The organism is Streptomyces sp. NBC_00009, assembly GCF_045040855.1.
In the GTDB taxonomy this organism is placed as follows: domain Bacteria; phylum Actinomycetota; class Actinomycetes; order Streptomycetales; family Streptomycetaceae; genus Streptomyces; species Streptomyces aureus.
Window position 1 is genome coordinate 8,669,286 of record NZ_CP108312.1, and the last position, 15,902, is coordinate 8,685,187.

Consider the following 15,902-nt stretch of genomic DNA (forward strand, 5'->3'; position numbering starts at 1 on the left):
GGCGCCAGCGGGCGCCGTGCCCCCAGGGCCGTTTCAGAGTCCGGTTGCAGCCGCTGGAGCGCCTCTTCGGTTTCCTCACCTGGCAGCTTTGGCGGCCTGACCACCACACCGATGGTGTCCGTCACAGCGGAACAAGCTCACTCATGCCTGAGGTACGGACCCGCCCCGGGTGCGGATGAATATTTGACAGGCAGGAGGGCATGAGGTCGGCTGTCGGCCGGTCCGCTTACCGCCGCCCCGGAGGACGCCTCGCTGCTCCTGGCCACGGCCCCCGCTCGTCTCGCGCCGATTCCTCAGCTGCCGCCCACCGACAGCTTGAAGCCGCCAGCTTGCGACGCCGACGCCGGAGTTCGCCTTGGCGGCCTCGGGTTTCCGGTCGCGCGTGAAACCGGCTGAGACGGCAGGGCCCCACGGGAAGCCCTGGTGATCTCCATGGGCGCCCAGGAAATGGGTCACCCCGCGACGCCCCGCCGCTGCCGGCTCGGGATGCAGCCACGGCCGGGGACTTCCCCGGGCCTGGAGCGCTCTCGCGCGTCCAGCGTCCTCGACACGCGCAATTCGATCGCCTACGGACTTGATTCGAGCGTTACGATCGGACATTGTGCTTGAAACAAGCGCAGTGCCTGCTGTTTAGGCAAGAGTGAGAGGTACTTCATGGACGACATCGATCGGGCCATCCTGCGGGAGCTACAGGTCGACGGCCGGATTCCCTATGCAGATCTGGGACCGAAGGTGGGATTGTCGCCCTCGGCTGCGAGGCTCCGGCTGCAGCGAATGATCGACGCCAAGGCCGTCCAGGTCGTCGGGGTGACCGATCCGATGACGATGGGCCAGCAGGCGATGGCGCTTCTGGGGCTGCGTGTCGACGGCGATCCCCGGGCAGTGGCCGATGAACTGTCCCGGCATGAGGAGGTCGTGTACACGGTCCTGACGTCCGGCGGCTTCGATCTGTTCGCGGAGGTCGTGTGCGCTCAGACTCGGGATCTTCTGGACTTCATCAACGATGTCGTGCGGCCCGTCGAGGGTGTCGCATCCGTGGAGAACTTCCCCTACTTCGCGATCCATACCCACCGTTTCCTGTGGCACGTCGACTGAGGGCACCGGAGCGTCCCAGCCCAGCCCGCCCGTACGAGCCGAGGAATTCCGCATGTCGCACGACGAGCACCGCACCATCGACTTCTTCACCGAGGACGCCCTTCCCGCACCGCGGGTGACGCCGGCCGACGCCGAGCGCATCGCTGCTCAGCACCTTGGGTTCGACGCACACGCACAAGCGCTGGGAAGCCAGCAGGACGCCAACTTCCTGCTGCGCGACGGGAACGGGGCGGACCTGGCCGTTCTGAAGATCGCCAACCCCGCCTTCGGCGCTGTGGAGATCGAAGCCCAGGACGCTGCCGCCGACCTGGTCTCCTCGGCGCACCCGGAACTGCGCGTCGCCACCGTCCTGCGGCGTCCTGACGGCTCCCCGCGTCGTACGGCGGTGGACACCGAGAGCGGGCCGGCCGTCGCAAGACTGCTGCGGCATCTGCCCGGCGGGACGTTCTCGGGACCCCGGCACCTCTCCGCCAGCACCGTGGCGGCCATGGGCACGATCGTCGGAAAAGTCAGCACCGCGCTGCGGGACTTCCGGCACCCGGGCCTCGATCGTGTACTCCAATGGGACCTGCGGTACGCCGACCGCGTCGTCGCCAAGCTCGCCGGGCACATCGGCGAGCCCGAGCGGCGCGCCGCCGTCCGCGCCGCGACCGCCCAAGCGTGGGCACGCGTCCAGCAGGTTGCCGACGTACTGCCGTCCCAGGCCGTGCACCTGGACCTCACCGACGACAATCTGATCCGTACGCCCGACAGTCGGCCCCCCATGCCGGACGGCGTCATCGACTTCGGTGACGTGACCACCAGCTGGGCGGTCGGCGAACTCGCCGTGTCGCTCTCCTCGATGCTCCACCACGACGGGGTCGAACCCCACCACGTACTGCCGGCCATCCGCGCCTTCCACACCGTCCGGCCGCTCTCCCCGGAGGAGGCGGAGGCGTTGTGGCCACTCGTGGTCCTGCGCGCCGCCGGCCTGGTCGCCAGCGGGCGCCACCAGGCCGCCGTCGACGGGGACAACGCTTATGCCAAGGCGGCGCTCGACCGCGAGTGGCGCATATTCGAGCAGGCCACCTGCCTGCCCCTTCCGGTGATGATCCACCTCGTCAAGGACGCGACCGGCCTGGCCGGGGTACCCGCTCTGGCCGATTCACCGCCGCAGCCGCTTCTCCGGGACCTCGCCGCCGCCGACATCGTCCTCGTCGACCTGTCCACCGACGCCGATGCCATGGACGACGGAGCCTGGATCGACTCCGGCACCGAAGCCCGGCTGGTGACCACCGCGCTCGCGGACGGCGCGGCCGCAGTTGCCACACGGTATGCCCAGGCGCGACTCACCCAGGCCCCGGCACTGTCAGCCATTTCCGCAGCCACAGTGCCCACCGGTATCGACCTGTGGCTCGGTCAGGCCACCGTGGCACAGGCTCCCGCTGCGGGGGAGGTCCTCGTGGCGGACCGGGGCCAGGTCGAGATCGCCCACGGCTCACGGGTGCTGACCCTGTCCTTCCCGCCTACGGTTCGACCTCTCCTCTCTGTCGGCGCATCGGTCCAGGCGGGTGAGGACATCGCGCACCTCCCCTCTGGAGCCTCGATCCACATCGCGCTGCGTGCCGCTGCCGGTCCCGCGGTCCCTCCGCTGGTACGTCCCGAGTACGCCTCAGGCTGGCTGCCGCTCACCACCGACCCCGCACCGCTCCTCGGCCTCGCGGCCACCGGCCTCGCTGAGGGGACGGACCTGCTCGACCGGCGCGACGCCGTGTTCGCGACCGTGCAGGAGCACTACTACGCCAACCCTCCCCGTATCGAGCGTGGTTGGCGCCATCATCTCTTGTCCACCGACGGCCGCGCGTACCTCGACATCGTCAACAACGTCACCCCCTTGGGCCACGCCCATCCCCGCGTCGAGCGGGCGGTCTCCCGGCAGCTGCGACGGCTCAACACCAACTCTCGGTTCCACTACGCCTCGGTGGTGAAGTTCACCGAACGCTTCGCCGGCCTCCTTCCCGAACCTCTGGACACGGTGTTCCTGGTCAACTCCGGTTCCGAGGCGGTGGATCTGGGCCTCCGGCTGGCCATCGGCGCCTCCGGACAGCACGATGTCGTCGCACTCCGCGAGGCATACCACGGCTGGACGTACGCCTCCGACGCGGTCTCCACCTCGCTCCAGGACAACCCGAACGCCCTGGCCACCCGCCCCAGCTGGGTCCACACCGTGGACTCGCCCAACTCCTACCGCGGTCGGCACCGCGGCGCCGACGCCTTGCGCTACGGGCCCGAAGCCGCCGCGGTCATCGACGAGCTGGCCGCCGCGGGCCGCCCGGCAGGAGCGTTCATCGGCGAGACCTTCTACGGCAACGCCGGAGGAGTCGCCCTTCCCGACGGCTACCTCGCGCAGGTGTACGCCGCGGTGCGCCGTCACGGCGGCCTCGCCGTCGCCGACGAGGTCCAAGTCGGTTACGGCCGCCTGGGGAACTGGTTCTGGGGCTTCGAACAGCAGGAGGTCATCCCCGACATCGTGTGTGTGGCCAAGGCAATGGGCAACGGGCACCCCCTCGGTGCCGTCATCACCTCCAAGACGGTCGCCGATCGCTACCGCGAGCAGGGCTACTTCTTCTCCTCCACCGGCGGCAGTCCGGTCTCCAGCATCGTCGGCCTCACCGTCCTGGACACCCTGCGCGACGAGGACCTCCAGGGCAACGCGGTCCGCGTCGGCGGCCATCTGAAGCGCCGGATGGAGGCACTGGCCGACCGCTACGGCATCATCGGCGCCGTCCACGGCTCGGGCCTCTACCTCGGCCTCGAACTCGTCAGGGACCGCACCACCCTGGAACCGGCCACCGAAGAGACCGCCGAGCTCTGCGACCGCATGCTCGACCTCGGCGTCATCGTCCAGCCCACCGGAGACCACCTCAACATCCTCAAGATCAAGCCGCCGCTGTGCATCGACACCACCGCTGCCGACTTCTTCGCCGACATGCTCGACCAGGCCCTCACCCAACTCGGCCACGGCCACACCTGCTGACACCGGGCTCGGCGTCGGCGCTTCGCGCTTCGGCGCCGAGGTGATGTTCGACCTGCTCGCCAACGAACGCGCCGCCTCGACCTCGTACGCCGCAAGCCGCTGCCCTTCCCGCCCGAGCCCGTCCGCTCGATCGGCATCGTCCTGACCCAACACTCCCTCGGAACACGTCTCTCGAACGCATGGCTATCGGTCGGCATGCAGGCTGACAGACCCCGCTCTGCGGCCTTGGGCGGCTGCGGATCAGCCGGGGCAGAGTGTCCTTGCAGGTGCCGCAAAAACTTCGCAGCACTGATCAGGCCGACGCACGCCTCGACCAGTTCCGGGCCGGAAAGGCTGCTCCCCGTTCTCACCCCGACTGCGGGAGCTGGTCGTGGCGGGTGGACTGTTCCTACCTGCGGTTTCCCGTTGATGTTTCCAGTGCGGGCCGGTCTCGTGAGGGAGGAACGTCTTCCTCGCACGGCAACGGGCATACAACGGCGTCGCAGCACGGGGCATCCGTGGCGTTCCTGTCCGTTTACCGCACGGCGGGCGGGTCCTGGTCCCCGTTGAGCAGTTGGTCGAGTTCCGCGTCGGCCTGTCTGGCTGTGCCTCGCTGCCGAACGGCATCATGGCGTGGCTGCGCTCCAGGTAGAGCAGCAGCGCCTGGTGGTCGATGTGGATGCGGGCCTCGCCCTCCTCACTGCGGACTCGTAGCAGGACCGCGAGCGGCTTGCTGTGCTCGGCCACGGGCTCCGCGGTGATGTCTCCTATGCCCGCTGTACCGGTGAGGCCGGCGGACAGCAGGTCCCGCGAGACGACCCAGCAGGCGCTGCTGTGGCCGGGCCGGGACACGATCAGGCCGACGACGAGCGGCTCGTCGGTGGAGTACCTGAGCATGATGTCGCACCGTTCGCGTTTGCCGCCGGACAGGGTGACGAACCCCCGTGCGATGCCGTCGAGTTGACTGTCATTGTCCGGACTCACCCTGGCCATCACCTTCTCCGTTGCAGCCGCACGCCGACGACTTGCGCCGTCGCACGTACGTCTCAGAGATCGAACCCGGGCGACAGCGGACCCAGGACCTGGGTGCCGCAGGAGGTCTGGAAGTTCTTCACGCAGTTCTAGGCCTCTCAGGGCCGACTGCTCGCGTCGGTTGCGCACCGGAGCGGTGCGCAACCGACGCGAGGCGGCCGGATCAGCTGTTCACGGTGATGTTGGAACTGCCGCTGCTCTGGTACCCCTCGGTCGCCAGCATCATGTAGTAACTGAAGCTGCCCAGAGGCATGCCGGCGCGTGCCCACGCGTCAAAGTGGTTTCCGGTGGTGATGGCACCGCCGGTGCGCTTCGACTGCCGCACGCTCCAGTACTGGTTGAAGGTCTTGGTGCCCTCGACGGACGGCGCGTTGTACCGCGTCGTCTGGTAGATGTCGTAGGTGCCGCCGTCGCTGGTCACCGCTCCCTTGTAGGTGCCGGTGGGCCGGTAGGTGCCCCAGTTGTCGACGATGTAGTACTCGACGAGCGGGTTCGACGTCCAGCCGTAGAGGGCCAGGTAGCCGTTGCCGGACGGGCTGAAGCTCCCCGAGTACTGGACGGTCCTGCGGCTGCCGTTGCTCCAGCCCTTTCCACAGACGAAGTTGCCGCAATTCGTCCAGGACGTGCGGTAGTTGCCGCCTGAGGCCAGGGTCATGGAGACGGAGCCGCCGCCGTCGGTCCAGAACGAGTAGTAGAACCCGTTGTTGGTTCCGGTCTGGTTCGTCGTGATGGTCGTGTCCGCATGTGCCGAAGCGGGGAGCAGCAGGCCGGACGCGGCGCCGAGCGTCAGTGCGCCGACGCCGCCGATGACGCCTCTGCGGCTGATCCGGGTGCGGGTGTCGTCCTCGTGCACGCATCCTCCTCGTGAAGGTGATGGCCGAGCACAAGAGAGCACAGGGCCATCTGTTGCCGGGATCGGTGCGGCACATGCTGGCGTTGAGGTTCGGTCGAGTCAATAGTTTCGGAACTTGACGCGAAAGATTTTGCTGTCTTGGGTGAGTGGAAAAGCGCCGCGACCTTTGGAAGTATCTGCCTGACCCAGGTTCTCGCGCCATCAGTTGTTAGCTGTAAGGGAGTTGGGGCTTCCAGGTGAACCGGGGCGGCTGAAAAGTTTCGATCTGTCGGATCTATGGTTCGACAGTGAACGCGAAGTGCGCGTGCAGGCGGCGCCGGTGATCGACCTCCCGGACGGGCCCGGTGAGAGCGAACCGTGCCGTCAGGCGCGGCTCGGTGCTCGACGCGCTGAGCCGCAACTCCAGTTCGCCGGGTTCGACGAGGCGCAGCCCCTCGCGCCCGGTGAACGAAGCGAGGTCGGCGGGCACGCGCACCCGGACCCGTACGGCTTCGTCCGGCGCCAGTTCCGGCAGGCGTACGTAGCCGATGAGCCGCTGCACCGGCTGCACCACGGACGCGACCGGGTCGTGCAGATACAGCTGTACGACCTCGGCCCCGGGCAGTGTGCCGGTGTTGCGGACGGTGCACTCGAGCTCGAACTCGCCGTCGGTGGCGCTGAGTTCGTTTCCGTTCCGCAGGTCGCTCCAGTCGAACGTGGTGTAGGTCAGACCGTGGCCGAAGCCGAAGCCGAAGCCGAAGCCGAAGCCGAAGCCGAAGCCGAATGCCGGGGCCGAATGCCGGGGCCGGGTCCAGGTTCGAGACCTCGGTGGCCTGGCCGAGGCGAGGCGCGAGATATTCAGGGCGGGATCGTCGGCGATGAAGTGGTCCAGCGGTATCAGCAGGTCCGCGTCGACGAACGGCTTGATGCTGCCACCGCCCCAGTTGAAGAACGCGTCGGGCGCCTGCTTGCTGTTTTGGTCATCGTCTGCAGCTTCGCCTGGTAGTCCGCGCCGGGGATGGTGTCCAGGACCGCCTTCAACTTCGACTGCTTGTTGAAGGTGGCGATCAGCTGCTTCTCGACCTTGTTCGCCGCGTCCCCGTAGACCAGGACGTGGATCTTCCCGTCGTTGCAGCCTGCCGCGGACGAGCCGCCAAACCGCACCCGGACAGGGACAGCACAGGGCCAGGGCAGCACCGCCCGCTGCGACCGATCTCGGCAACCGTGCGCGTAGAGTCATCGCTCTCGAAACTGTTTCGGTATTATTGTCGAAAGTTCACGAGTCTAGCTAGGTCGCGCCCGGTGGGCGGTCAAGCCCGATTCGTCGAGTTATCAAAGCGTTACGACGCCGAGGGGTCTGACCGTGCCTTATGCTCCAAGGCATGCGTGATGACGAGGACTTGGGCCGCATCACCCTCGCCGAGGTGGCCCAAAAGGCAGGCGTCTCCATTTCGACAGTTTCGAAGGTGCTCAACGGGCGGCAGGATGTGGCCGCCCCGACCCGGGTCAAGGTGGAGCGCCTTCTGGAGACGCACTCCTACCGGCGCACGACGCGGGCCGCCCGCGAGGCGCCCCTCATCGAGTTGGTCTTCCACGAGCTGGACAGCATCTGGGCGATGGAGCTGATCCGTGGCGTGGAGAACGTCGCCAAGGCGCACCGGGCAAGCGTCGTGCTGACCGAGAGCGGCACCCGCCACGCACCCGCCCCCGACTGGATCGAAGGCGTCATGCAGCGCAGGCCGCGCGGCGTGGTGCTCGTCTTCTCTGCGCTGCCCGCCGAGGTCAAGCAGCGGCTGCAGTCGCGCTCCATCCCGTTCGTCATCGTCGACCCGGCCGGCGACCCCGACCCGGACGTACCCTCGGTCGGCTCGGCGAACTGGACCGGGGGGCGGGTCGCCACCCGGCACCTGGTGGAACTCGGCCATCGCCGCATCGGGATCATCACGGGGCCAGACGACATGCTCTGCTCCCACGCCCGCCTCGACGGCTACCGCTCCGCGCTCGGCATGGCGGGCATCGAAGCCGACCCCGCCCTCGTCCGCTACGGCGACTTCCATGTCGAGGGCGGCTTCGAGCGCGCCCTCGAACTCCTCGATCTGCCCGAGCCGCCCACCGCGATCTTCGCGGGCAGCGACCTGCAGGCACTCGGCGTCCTGGAGGCGGCCCGAGTCCGCGGTCTCCGGGTGCCGCAGGACCTGTCGGTGGTCGGCTACGACGACGTGCCGGTGGCTCGCTGGTCGAGCCCGGCCCTGACGACGGTGCACCAGCCATTGCGGGAGATGGCCGAGGAAGCGGTGCAGATGATCATGCGGTTGCGTGACCAGGAACCGGTGACCACGCGTCTCGAACTGGCGACGAGCCTCGTCGTCCGCAAGAGCACGGCGGCACCTGCTTCTTGAGGGGCGCCGCCGTGCGGCACCGCTCACGGTTGACCTTGGCGACATCGTTTTGGGCTCGCCGCGCCTGACGCACGGCAGCGGTGCCGTCCACGCCACGGTGGAGCGAGGGTGGTCCCGAAGCGCCCGGTGCTTGTCCTGATCTCGTTGGCCGGTCTCCAGGACGCGCCGCGCGATGGTGATCCTCTACTCCGCGCTCCAGGCGGTGCCCCGCGAACTCTTCGAGGCCGCTGCCAGCTCGGTGTACATCGCTGTCCAGTTCGGACCGAAGACCCAGTCCGTGGTCACGGTGCCGAGGCTGTCCGTCACGACCTTCTTGGCGGGCTCGTAGTTCTTGCCGAGCAGCTTCTCGGAGATCGACTTGCCTACGTACGCGTTGCTGTCGGCGAGGGCGGGCATCACTCCGTTGCCCGTTTCCGGGCTCGCCATCGTCTCGACCGCGCCGGTGTCCGTGGACATCCACAGGGCCACCTCGGCCGCCTGCTCCTGGTGCGCGCACTCCTTCGTCACCAGCGTGACGCCGCCGCTCTGGTTCGTCCCGGCCGGCGTCTTCGCCGCATCTCCAATCGACCTTCCAGGAGTCGCCGTCGATGGCGTACCAGTGGGGCGCCCGCCTGCATGGCGAGCACCTCGAGCGTGCTCGGGTCCTCGTCGGCGTAGTTGGTGACGTAGACGCCGTGCTTCTTCAGCTTCTCGCCGGCGGCTATGAAGTCGTCCCACGTGGCGGGCGCCTTCAGGCCGTACTTGGCGACGAACGCGCCCAATTGGCCTGGGAGATGCACGACGTCGTCTCCCACCAGGTCAGCCTCATCGCCGTGCAGGCCGGAGCACTCCAGGTCGCCGCCAAGGAACCCGATGCCCGCGACGCGGCCCGCACGATCCGCTCCCTGAGCGTGAACACCCTCGACGAACTCCGCCACATGGTCACGCTGCTGCGCGCCTCCGGCGGCAAGGAAACCGAGCTCACCCCCCAGCCCACCCTCGCCGATCTCCAGCAGCTGATCGCCAACAGCGGCATCGAAGGAGACCCTGACCGAAGAGCTCCCGACCGACATCGGCACGACCGCCCAACGCATCGTCTACCGCACGATCCAGGAAGCCCTCACCAACGTACGCAAGCACGCCCCCGGAGCCCGCGCCCAGGTACACCTGTGGCACGACGCCCACCACTTCACCGTCACCGTCACCAACACGGCGCCCACCCGCCCGGCCGTAGCCCCGCCCAGCTCCCGCCAGGGCCTGATCGGCCTGCGCGAGCGCGCCGAGCTGCTCCACGGCACCTTCACCGCCGCGCCCACACCGGAGGGCGGATACAAGGTCGCACTGCGGGCTCCGTCCCGGCCCGACTGATCAGTGGGATTCCCTGTGTACGTGTGCTGCGGCGAGCAGGAGATAGGCGGCGGCGGTCCAGGTGTACGCGCGGTCGCGCAGCCCGGTCCCGGTGAGGGCGTCAAAGTTCTCCGCGAAGCCGTGGGTCTCGCACAGGGTGCGGAAGCGGGCGCTGATGTCGTCCGCGAGCCGGAGGTGCCCGGCGCGGCGCAGCCCGTCCTCGACGAGGACCGTGGCGGGGGCCCAGATGGGCCCGCGCCAGTAGCCGTCGGACAGGTAGTGCGGCGAGGAGGGGCGTTCGGTGGCCAGGCCGTGCGGGGTGAGATGGGCCTCGATGCGGGCGGCCAGTACGTTGCTGATCCGGGCCGGGAGGTGTTCGCCGACCACGATGGGCATCAGGTCGAGGAGGCCGGCGCTGGACCAGGTCTCGCCGCTGTCGACGCCCTGGGTGACGAAGCGGTCTTCGCGCCACAGCTGGTCGAGCATCGCCGTCTGGATCTCCTCGGCGGCGCTCGCCCAGCGCTCGGCGCCGTCCGGACGGCCCAAGTCCTGGGCGAGGGAGGCCAGTTCACGCATCTGCAGGGCGAGGAAAGCGGCCAGGTCGGCGGTGACGACGACGCGTTCCGGGTCGAAGGCGGTGGCGTTGTCCCAGCCGCTGTCGTTGCCGTGCTGGTAGTGGGGGAGTGCGGCGCCGGGTGCGCGGCGGGCAGTGAGCCAGAAGTTCGTCCAGCGCTCCAACCGATCGTACGTAGCGGCCAGTTCGTCCTGCCCGAGCGGCATGGTCAGGCGGCGTCGAAGGTGCCCGAGCGTCCACCCGTGAATGGGCGGCTTGACGAAGTTGCGCAGGACTTCGGAGTGCGTGACCGAGTCGGGCAGCGCCCCCGTCTCGTCCTGGTGGTCGAAGGGCAGGTGGTACTGGTCCCAGGCCAGTTCGGGGCAACCGGGCGCCAGGGCAAGGGCGTTGAAGCAGTGGTCCCAGCTCCAGACCTTGTCCATCCAGTGCTTGGACATCAGCACGGCGGGCCGGGTGACCAGAGAGGCGGGGCGTACGGTCGCGGACCACAGGACGTAGGCGGCGAGTTCGGCCGCGGGCGTGGCGGCCGAGCGCCAGGGAGCCACCGTGTCGGCGAAGTCGGTGAAGGCGTTCTGCGCCGCCTCGACGATCTTGGCGAAGGCGGCCGACGCCACGTACCGAGGGCGGGCCGTGTCGATCTCCTCGACCGCGATCTCCCAGGGCGCGTCCCCCTCGGGGTCGATGGTCAGTCCGCGCTCGGCGGCGCCCAGGCTCTGGCTGCCGAAGGCGGAGGCCGTGCCGGACAGCACGGTGACGCGGTAGCGGCGCCCGGTCTCGTACGACGTGAAGACGTGCGCGTCGACGGCGGCGTCGTGGAAGAAGTAGGTGCCACTGAACGGGGTCAACGTCTCTGCTGCCGCGTCGAGTTGCAGGCCCAGCCCCTCGCCGCGCAGCCGCACGGTGTCCGGCGACTGGTAGGCGAGGTCGACGCGTCCTGCGGCGCCGAGCCAGCTCAGCAGGCCCGGGGTCGCCTCCACGCGGGTCTCCGCCCGGTCGCCCGTCGCGGGGTCGAGAGGCATCAGGCGCAGGACGGCGTGCATGCCGTTCTGGTGCGAGACGAGGTGGAGGTCGTCGGCGTGGGTCTTCTCCGCCACCACGGGGGAGAGGTCGAACCAGGACCCGTACGTGCTGAACGGGATGTCGTGGACGGAGAAGGCCGGGCCGGGACGGGCGGCGGTCATGTGGTGTCACTCGTTTCTCGGGCAGGGGTGACCACGGCGACGAGGGGCCATGGCGAAGGGGAGATCAGTCCTTGACCGCGCCGGCGGTGACACCGGCGGCGACGTAGCGCTGGGCGAGGACGAGGATGACGGCCGCGGGCAGCGAGGCCAGGACGGCGGTGGCCATGATGCCGTTCCACTGCTGGTTGTTGTTGCCGATGTAGTGGTAGATGCCGAGTGTGATCGGCTCGTGGGCGCCGCCGTTCGCAAGGGTGCTGGCGAACACGAAGTCGGACCAGGACCACAGGAACGCGAAGAGCGACACGGTGACCACGGCGTTGCGGCTCATCGGCATGACGATCGACCAGAACGTGCGCAGCGGCCCCGCGCCGTCGGTCCGCGCGGCCTGGAGGAGTTCGCCGGGGATGCCGGACATGAACGCGGTGAAGATGAGCACCGCGAACGGGATGGCCAGGGTGGAGTCGGCGACGATCAGCCCCGGCACGGTCCTGAGCAGCCCGAGCTGGAGGTAGATGGCGTAGAAGCCCATCGCCATGATGATGCCGGGGATCATCTGGGCGGCCAGCAGCACGAAGCTCAGGACGCGGCCGCCGCGCGGGCGCAGCTTGGCCAGCGCGTACCCGGCGGGCGCGGCCAGCGCCACGGTCAGGGCGACGGTCCCCAGGCCGATGACCAAACTCGTTCCCAGGTACGGCAGTTGCTCGTCCAGGACGGTGCGGTAGCCGGTCAGGGTGCCGTGCAGCGGGAGCAGGTCGGGCGGGCTCTTGCGCATGTCCGTGTCCCGGGTGAGGGACACGTTCAGCATCCAGTAGACGGGGAAGAGCATGACGGCGGTCAGGACGACGCCGATCGTGGTCTTGAACCAAGTGGCCTTTGTACGCACATGAGTTCGGCTCACGACAACGCCTCCTGTCGCCGCTGGACCCGGATGTAGACCAGGCCGAAGACCAGGGCCGCGACCACGAGCAGGTTGCCGACGGCGGCTCCCGGCCCGAAGGCGGGCAGCATGTTGCCGAAGCCGAGTTGGTAGGACCAGGTGGCGAAGGTGGTGGACGCGTCCGCCGGGCCGCCCTTGGTCATGATCCAGATGATGTCGAGGACCTTGAGCGTGTAGATCAGGCCCAGCAGTAGCGTGATCGCGGACACCGGGCGAAGAAGCGGGAAGGTGATGCGCCAGAACCGCTGCCAGGCGTTCGCCCCGTCGAGCGCGGCGGCCTCGTACAGGCCGGAAGGGATGGACTGCAGGCCGCTGTAGAGCACGACCAGGTTGAACGGGACACCGATCCAGATGTTCGCGATGATCACCGAAGTCAGCGACCAGGACGGCGACGTGAGCCAGTTGACCGGGTCGACACCGACGGCGTGCAGGGCGGCGTTCACGATCCCCGAGTCGCTGTTGAGCATCCACGACCACGTCGACGCCGACACGATCAGCGGCAGCAGCCACGGTACGAGGAACAGGGCCCGCAGGGTCGCGGCGAGCCGGAAGTGCTGGTTGAAGAAGACCGCGAGGGCCAGCCCGATCGCGTACTGGAAGGCCAGGCACACGAAGGTGAAGACGGCGGTGTGGAGCAGGGCCGGGGCGAAGGCCGGGTCGTCGAGGACGGTGCGGTAGTTCTTCAGGCCCGTGAACGGTGCGTCGCCCTGGACGAAGGAGCGGACGGTGTAGTTGCGCAGGCTCAGGTCGAGGTTGCGGTAGAGCGGATACGCGTAGAAGAGGACGAGGTAGACGGTCACCGGGGCGAGGAACGCCCAGGCGGCCCACTGGGTGGAGGCGGGCCGTCGTCGCTTCTCGGCTCGGGGCGGGGGAGTGGGGGCCGGCTCGGCGGGAACGGGCGTGGGCCGGGGGAGGTCCGGCGGATGTGTGGTCTGCTTCATCGGCGTCATGTCACTTGACCGCGCCCTGCGCCGAACTCAGCGCGTCCTTCGGCGACTTGGACCCGCTGAGAGCGGACTGCACGGCCTTCCACAACTGCTCGGAGATCTTGGGGTACTTGGTGCCCAGGTCGTCACTGGTGCGGCCCTTGGCCGCCTTGACCGCGGCGACCCACGGCTTCAACTCGGGGTTGTCAGCGACCTGTTTGTCCTGGACCTCGCTCGTCGGCGCCACGTAGGACAGGGTGGTGTCGGTGGCGTAGATGTTGGTGGTGCTGGTCAGGCAGGCCGCCAGCTTCTTCGAGGTGGCGTAGCGGCCGGTGTCCTGCTGGACGGGGATCGTCACGAACTCGCCGCCGGTCGGGGCCGCGGCGGCGCCGCCCGTGGCGCCGGGGATGGGCAGCACGCCGTAGTCGAGACCGGCCTTCTTGGCGTTCGCGAGCTGCCAGGTGCCGTTCTCGCTGAAGGCGTAGTCGCCGCTCGCGAACTCCTGCCAGCTGGTGGTCTGCGTGTTGTTCAGTACGGAGTTCGGGGCGTAGCCGTCCTTCAGCCAGTCCTTCCACAAGGAGAGCGCCGACTCGGCCTGGGAGGAGTCGAGTTGGGTCAGCTTCGCGCCCGCGCCCCAGAACCACGGCAGGAACTGGAAGCTGCCCTCCTCCGTGCCGATCGCCGAGAATGTGATGCCCTTCTTGCCCGCCTTCTTTACCTTCGCGAGGGCGGCCGTCAGTGACGGCCAGTCCTTGACCGAGGCGATGTCCACTCCGGCCTGCTGAAGGACCTTCTTGTTGTAGTAGAGGGCAAGGGTGTTGGCGCCGATCGGTGTGCCGTACGTCTTGCCGCCCGACTGCCCGGCGGCAAGCAGGTTGGCGTCGACCATCGAGGTGTCCAGCTTGGTGTCGGCGGTCGAGGTGAGGACGCCCCCGTCGGCGAGGGTGGAGACCACCGGGTTGTCGACGACGAGGACGTCCGGCGCGTTGCCCTGCTGCGCGGCCAGCAGCGTCTTGTTGGCCAGGTCGCTGGTGTCGAACCCGGTCCGCTTGACCTTCACACCGGCCTTGGCGCCGCACTGGTCGAGGAGCTTCACCCAGGCCGAGCTCTTGGCGAACTGCGGATAGGGATCCCAGACGGTGTACGTGCCGCTGTCGGCGTCCTTGGAACCGGCGCTGCCCGAACCGGAGGAACAGGCGGTCGCGCCGGCCGTAACGGCCAGGGCGGTCAGGGCCGCGACGACCAGGCGGCGTTGTCCGGAGGAGCTGTTCATGGCAGGGGTCCTTTGGTTTTGGGCATGCGGGTGCCGTGAGCACGGCGAAACGGGGCCGGGCGGAGGGGACGGGTAGGTCAGTCGGAGGTGGCGGGCCCGGTGCTGGCCCGCAGCGAGATCGGCGGCGTGAGCAGATGGTGCCGGGCCGGTGCGTCGGGCTGGTCGAGCCGCTCCATCAACAGATCGACGGCGAGCCGGCCCATCTCGGGGGCCGGTACGTCGGCGGCGGTGAGCTGCGGTGTCACGGTCTCCGCCCAGCGGCTGGCGACGACGCCGGTGACGGAGAAGTCGCGGGGCACGTGGCGGCCCGCCCGGGCGAGCCCGCGGTACAGGCCGCCCAGCGCCGCCTCGTTCAGTGTGACCAGGGCCGTGGTCGCCGGGTCGTCGTGCAGGATGCGCTCGACGCAGCTCTGCCCCGACGCGGCGTCGTCCCCGCAGCAGTACGCGCGGACCGTGAGCCCGCGCTCCGCGGCGGCCTTGGTGAAGCCCTCCAGGCCGTGGTACGCCGACTCGTATCCCGAACGCAGCAGCTGCTCGGGCCTGTTGACGAAGGCGATGCGGCGGTGGCCGAGGTCCGCGAGGTGGTGCACGCACGCCTCCGCGAGCGCCGTGTGATCCAGGCCCACCCACCAGCCGTCGTCGTTGTGCGCGGTCCGGCCGATGGCGACCGCCGGGAAACCCACCGAGGCCAGGTGGTCCACCCGGTCGTCCTCGAGCCGGATCTCCATCAGGATCGCGCCGTCGACCCGCCGCTCCCCGAGCAGCCGCTGGAAGGAACGGTCGCTGTCCGCGCCGCTCGGGGACAGCAGCACGTCGTAGTCGCAGGCCGCGGCGGCCTCCACCACGCTGCCGATGAAGTCCAGCTGCATGCCGGTGTAGTGGTTCCCGGCGGGCGGGAAGACGAGACCGATCGTGCTGGTACGCCCGTTGGCGAGAGCCCGCGCACTGGCGCTCGGCCGGTAGCCGAGCTCGTCGACGACACGCTGGATCTTGCGGCGCGTCTCCTCCGACACCGGGCGCTTGCCGCTCAGCGCGTACGACACGGTGCTGCGCGAGACACCGGCCAGCCGGGCTATCTCACCGATGTTCACGGCAACTCCTCACGGGACGAGCGGACACCGGCCACTCGTCGAACCGGTTCGCGTGGAGTGAACGTAGGAAGGGACCGTACGCCTGTCAAGACCTCCTGCATGACTTACCAACTCGCCTGAAATGGCGGAAAGTTCGTTCTGCGCGAGGGATTGAATGCGTCTTCGCCCGGTGCTAGCTTGCCGAACCGGTTCGATGAATTGATCCTTCCGGCGCCCGTACAGGCCCGTGTACTGGCTTGTG

General features: G+C 68.8%; 10 protein-coding genes and 5 pseudogenes. 5 read left to right on the plus strand and 10 right to left on the minus strand.

Annotated features, from left to right (window positions below; all coding sequences use genetic code 11):
- The first annotated feature begins 654 nt into the window (after positions 1-654).
- From OHA58_RS39505 to OHA58_RS39515, 3 genes and pseudogenes are all read left to right on the plus strand, one after another.
- On the plus strand, positions 655-1,095 hold the full coding sequence (locus OHA58_RS39505) for an Lrp/AsnC family transcriptional regulator (RefSeq protein WP_405475422.1): 441 nt from the start codon (positions 655-657) through the stop codon (positions 1,093-1,095).
- 52 nt (positions 1,096-1,147) lie between these two features.
- Complete coding sequence (locus OHA58_RS39510; RefSeq protein WP_405475419.1) at positions 1,148-4,111, plus strand: aminotransferase; 2,964 nt, start codon at positions 1,148-1,150, stop codon at positions 4,109-4,111.
- Between the two features lies 1 nt (position 4,112).
- Positions 4,113-4,291 (plus strand): annotated as a pseudogene (locus OHA58_RS39515) (FAD-dependent oxidoreductase); the annotation flags it as partial.
- 60 nt (positions 4,292-4,351) lie between these two features.
- On the opposite strand, the gene OHA58_RS39520 reads toward OHA58_RS39515, so the two are convergent.
- From OHA58_RS39520 to OHA58_RS39535, 4 genes and pseudogenes are all read right to left on the minus strand, one after another.
- Entirely contained in the window at positions 4,352-5,083 is a 732-nt protein-coding gene (locus OHA58_RS39520; protein WP_405485399.1) for an SsgA family sporulation/cell division regulator, read from the minus strand.
- Between the two features lie 202 nt (positions 5,084-5,285).
- Positions 5,286-5,975: a glycoside hydrolase family 11 protein gene (locus OHA58_RS39525; protein ID WP_405475417.1), complete on the minus strand. Its 690-nt coding sequence runs from the start codon at positions 5,973-5,975 to the stop codon at positions 5,286-5,288.
- A 274-nt stretch (positions 5,976-6,249) separates the two neighbouring features.
- Positions 6,250-6,811: pseudogene (locus OHA58_RS39530) on the minus strand (fibronectin type III-like domain-contianing protein); the annotation flags it as partial.
- Positions 6,793-7,194 (minus strand): annotated as a pseudogene (locus OHA58_RS39535) (extracellular solute-binding protein); the annotation flags it as partial. The pseudogenes OHA58_RS39530 and OHA58_RS39535, both read right to left, overlap by 19 nt.
- Before the next feature lie 130 nt (positions 7,195-7,324).
- Between OHA58_RS39535 and OHA58_RS39540 the strand changes: the two are divergent.
- Positions 7,325-8,353, plus strand: coding sequence for a LacI family DNA-binding transcriptional regulator (locus tag OHA58_RS39540; RefSeq protein WP_405475414.1), 1,029 nt, complete (start codon positions 7,325-7,327; stop codon positions 8,351-8,353).
- A 231-nt stretch (positions 8,354-8,584) separates the two neighbouring features.
- Here OHA58_RS39540 and OHA58_RS39545 read toward each other — a convergent pair.
- Positions 8,585-9,096: pseudogene (locus OHA58_RS39545) on the minus strand (ABC transporter substrate-binding protein); the annotation flags it as partial.
- On the opposite strand from OHA58_RS39545, the pseudogene OHA58_RS39550 reads away from it, so the two are divergent.
- Positions 9,085-9,700: pseudogene (locus OHA58_RS39550) on the plus strand (sensor histidine kinase); the annotation flags it as partial. The pseudogenes OHA58_RS39545 and OHA58_RS39550 sit on opposite strands and share 12 nt — an antisense overlap.
- Here the strand turns inward: OHA58_RS39550 and OHA58_RS39555 are convergent.
- The 5 genes from OHA58_RS39555 to OHA58_RS39575 form a co-directional block, all read right to left on the minus strand.
- Positions 9,701-11,434 carry an amylo-alpha-1,6-glucosidase gene (locus OHA58_RS39555; protein WP_405475412.1) on the minus strand — a complete coding sequence of 578 codons (1,734 nt, stop codon included), beginning with the start codon at positions 11,432-11,434 and terminating at the stop codon, positions 9,701-9,703.
- 64 nt (positions 11,435-11,498) lie between these two features.
- Complete coding sequence (locus OHA58_RS39560; protein ID WP_405484667.1) at positions 11,499-12,260, minus strand: carbohydrate ABC transporter permease; 762 nt, start codon at positions 12,258-12,260, stop codon at positions 11,499-11,501.
- A gap of 68 nt (positions 12,261-12,328) precedes the next feature.
- The gene (locus tag OHA58_RS39565; RefSeq protein WP_405475410.1) at positions 12,329-13,312 is read right to left on the minus strand and encodes a carbohydrate ABC transporter permease; all 984 of its coding nucleotides are present in this window, start codon (positions 13,310-13,312) and stop codon (positions 12,329-12,331) included.
- Between the two features lie 10 nt (positions 13,313-13,322).
- On the minus strand, positions 13,323-14,570 hold the full coding sequence (locus OHA58_RS39570; RefSeq protein ID WP_405475407.1) for an extracellular solute-binding protein: 1,248 nt from the start codon (positions 14,568-14,570) through the stop codon (positions 13,323-13,325).
- Positions 14,571-14,647: 77 nt separating this feature from the next.
- Positions 14,648-15,661, minus strand: a complete 1,014-nt coding sequence (locus OHA58_RS39575; RefSeq protein WP_405475404.1) for a LacI family DNA-binding transcriptional regulator — start codon at positions 15,659-15,661, stop codon at positions 14,648-14,650.
- Positions 15,662-15,902: the final 241 nt, after the last annotated feature.

Bases quoted from the DNA above. Each gene is read 5' to 3' on its own strand.
- OHA58_RS39570 (WP_405475407.1), bottom strand. From the start codon at position 14,570: ATGAACAGCTCCTCCGGACAACGCCGCCTGGTCGTCGCGGCCCTGACC.
- OHA58_RS39540 (WP_405475414.1), top strand. From the start codon at position 7,325: ATGCTCCAAGGCATGCGTGATGACGAGGACTTGGGCCGCATCACCCTC.
- OHA58_RS39505 (WP_405475422.1), top strand. From the start codon at position 655: ATGGACGACATCGATCGGGCCATCCTGCGGGAGCTACAGGTCGACGGC.
- OHA58_RS39560 (WP_405484667.1), bottom strand. From the start codon at position 12,260: ATGCTCTTCCCCGTCTACTGGATGCTGAACGTGTCCCTCACCCGGGAC.
- OHA58_RS39520 (WP_405485399.1), bottom strand. From the start codon at position 5,083: ATGGCCAGGGTGAGTCCGGACAATGACAGTCAACTCGACGGCATCGCA.
- OHA58_RS39555 (WP_405475412.1), bottom strand. From the start codon at position 11,434: ATGACCGCCGCCCGTCCCGGCCCGGCCTTCTCCGTCCACGACATCCCG.
- OHA58_RS39565 (WP_405475410.1), bottom strand. From the start codon at position 13,312: ATGAAGCAGACCACACATCCGCCGGACCTCCCCCGGCCCACGCCCGTT.
- OHA58_RS39510 (WP_405475419.1), top strand. From the start codon at position 1,148: ATGTCGCACGACGAGCACCGCACCATCGACTTCTTCACCGAGGACGCC.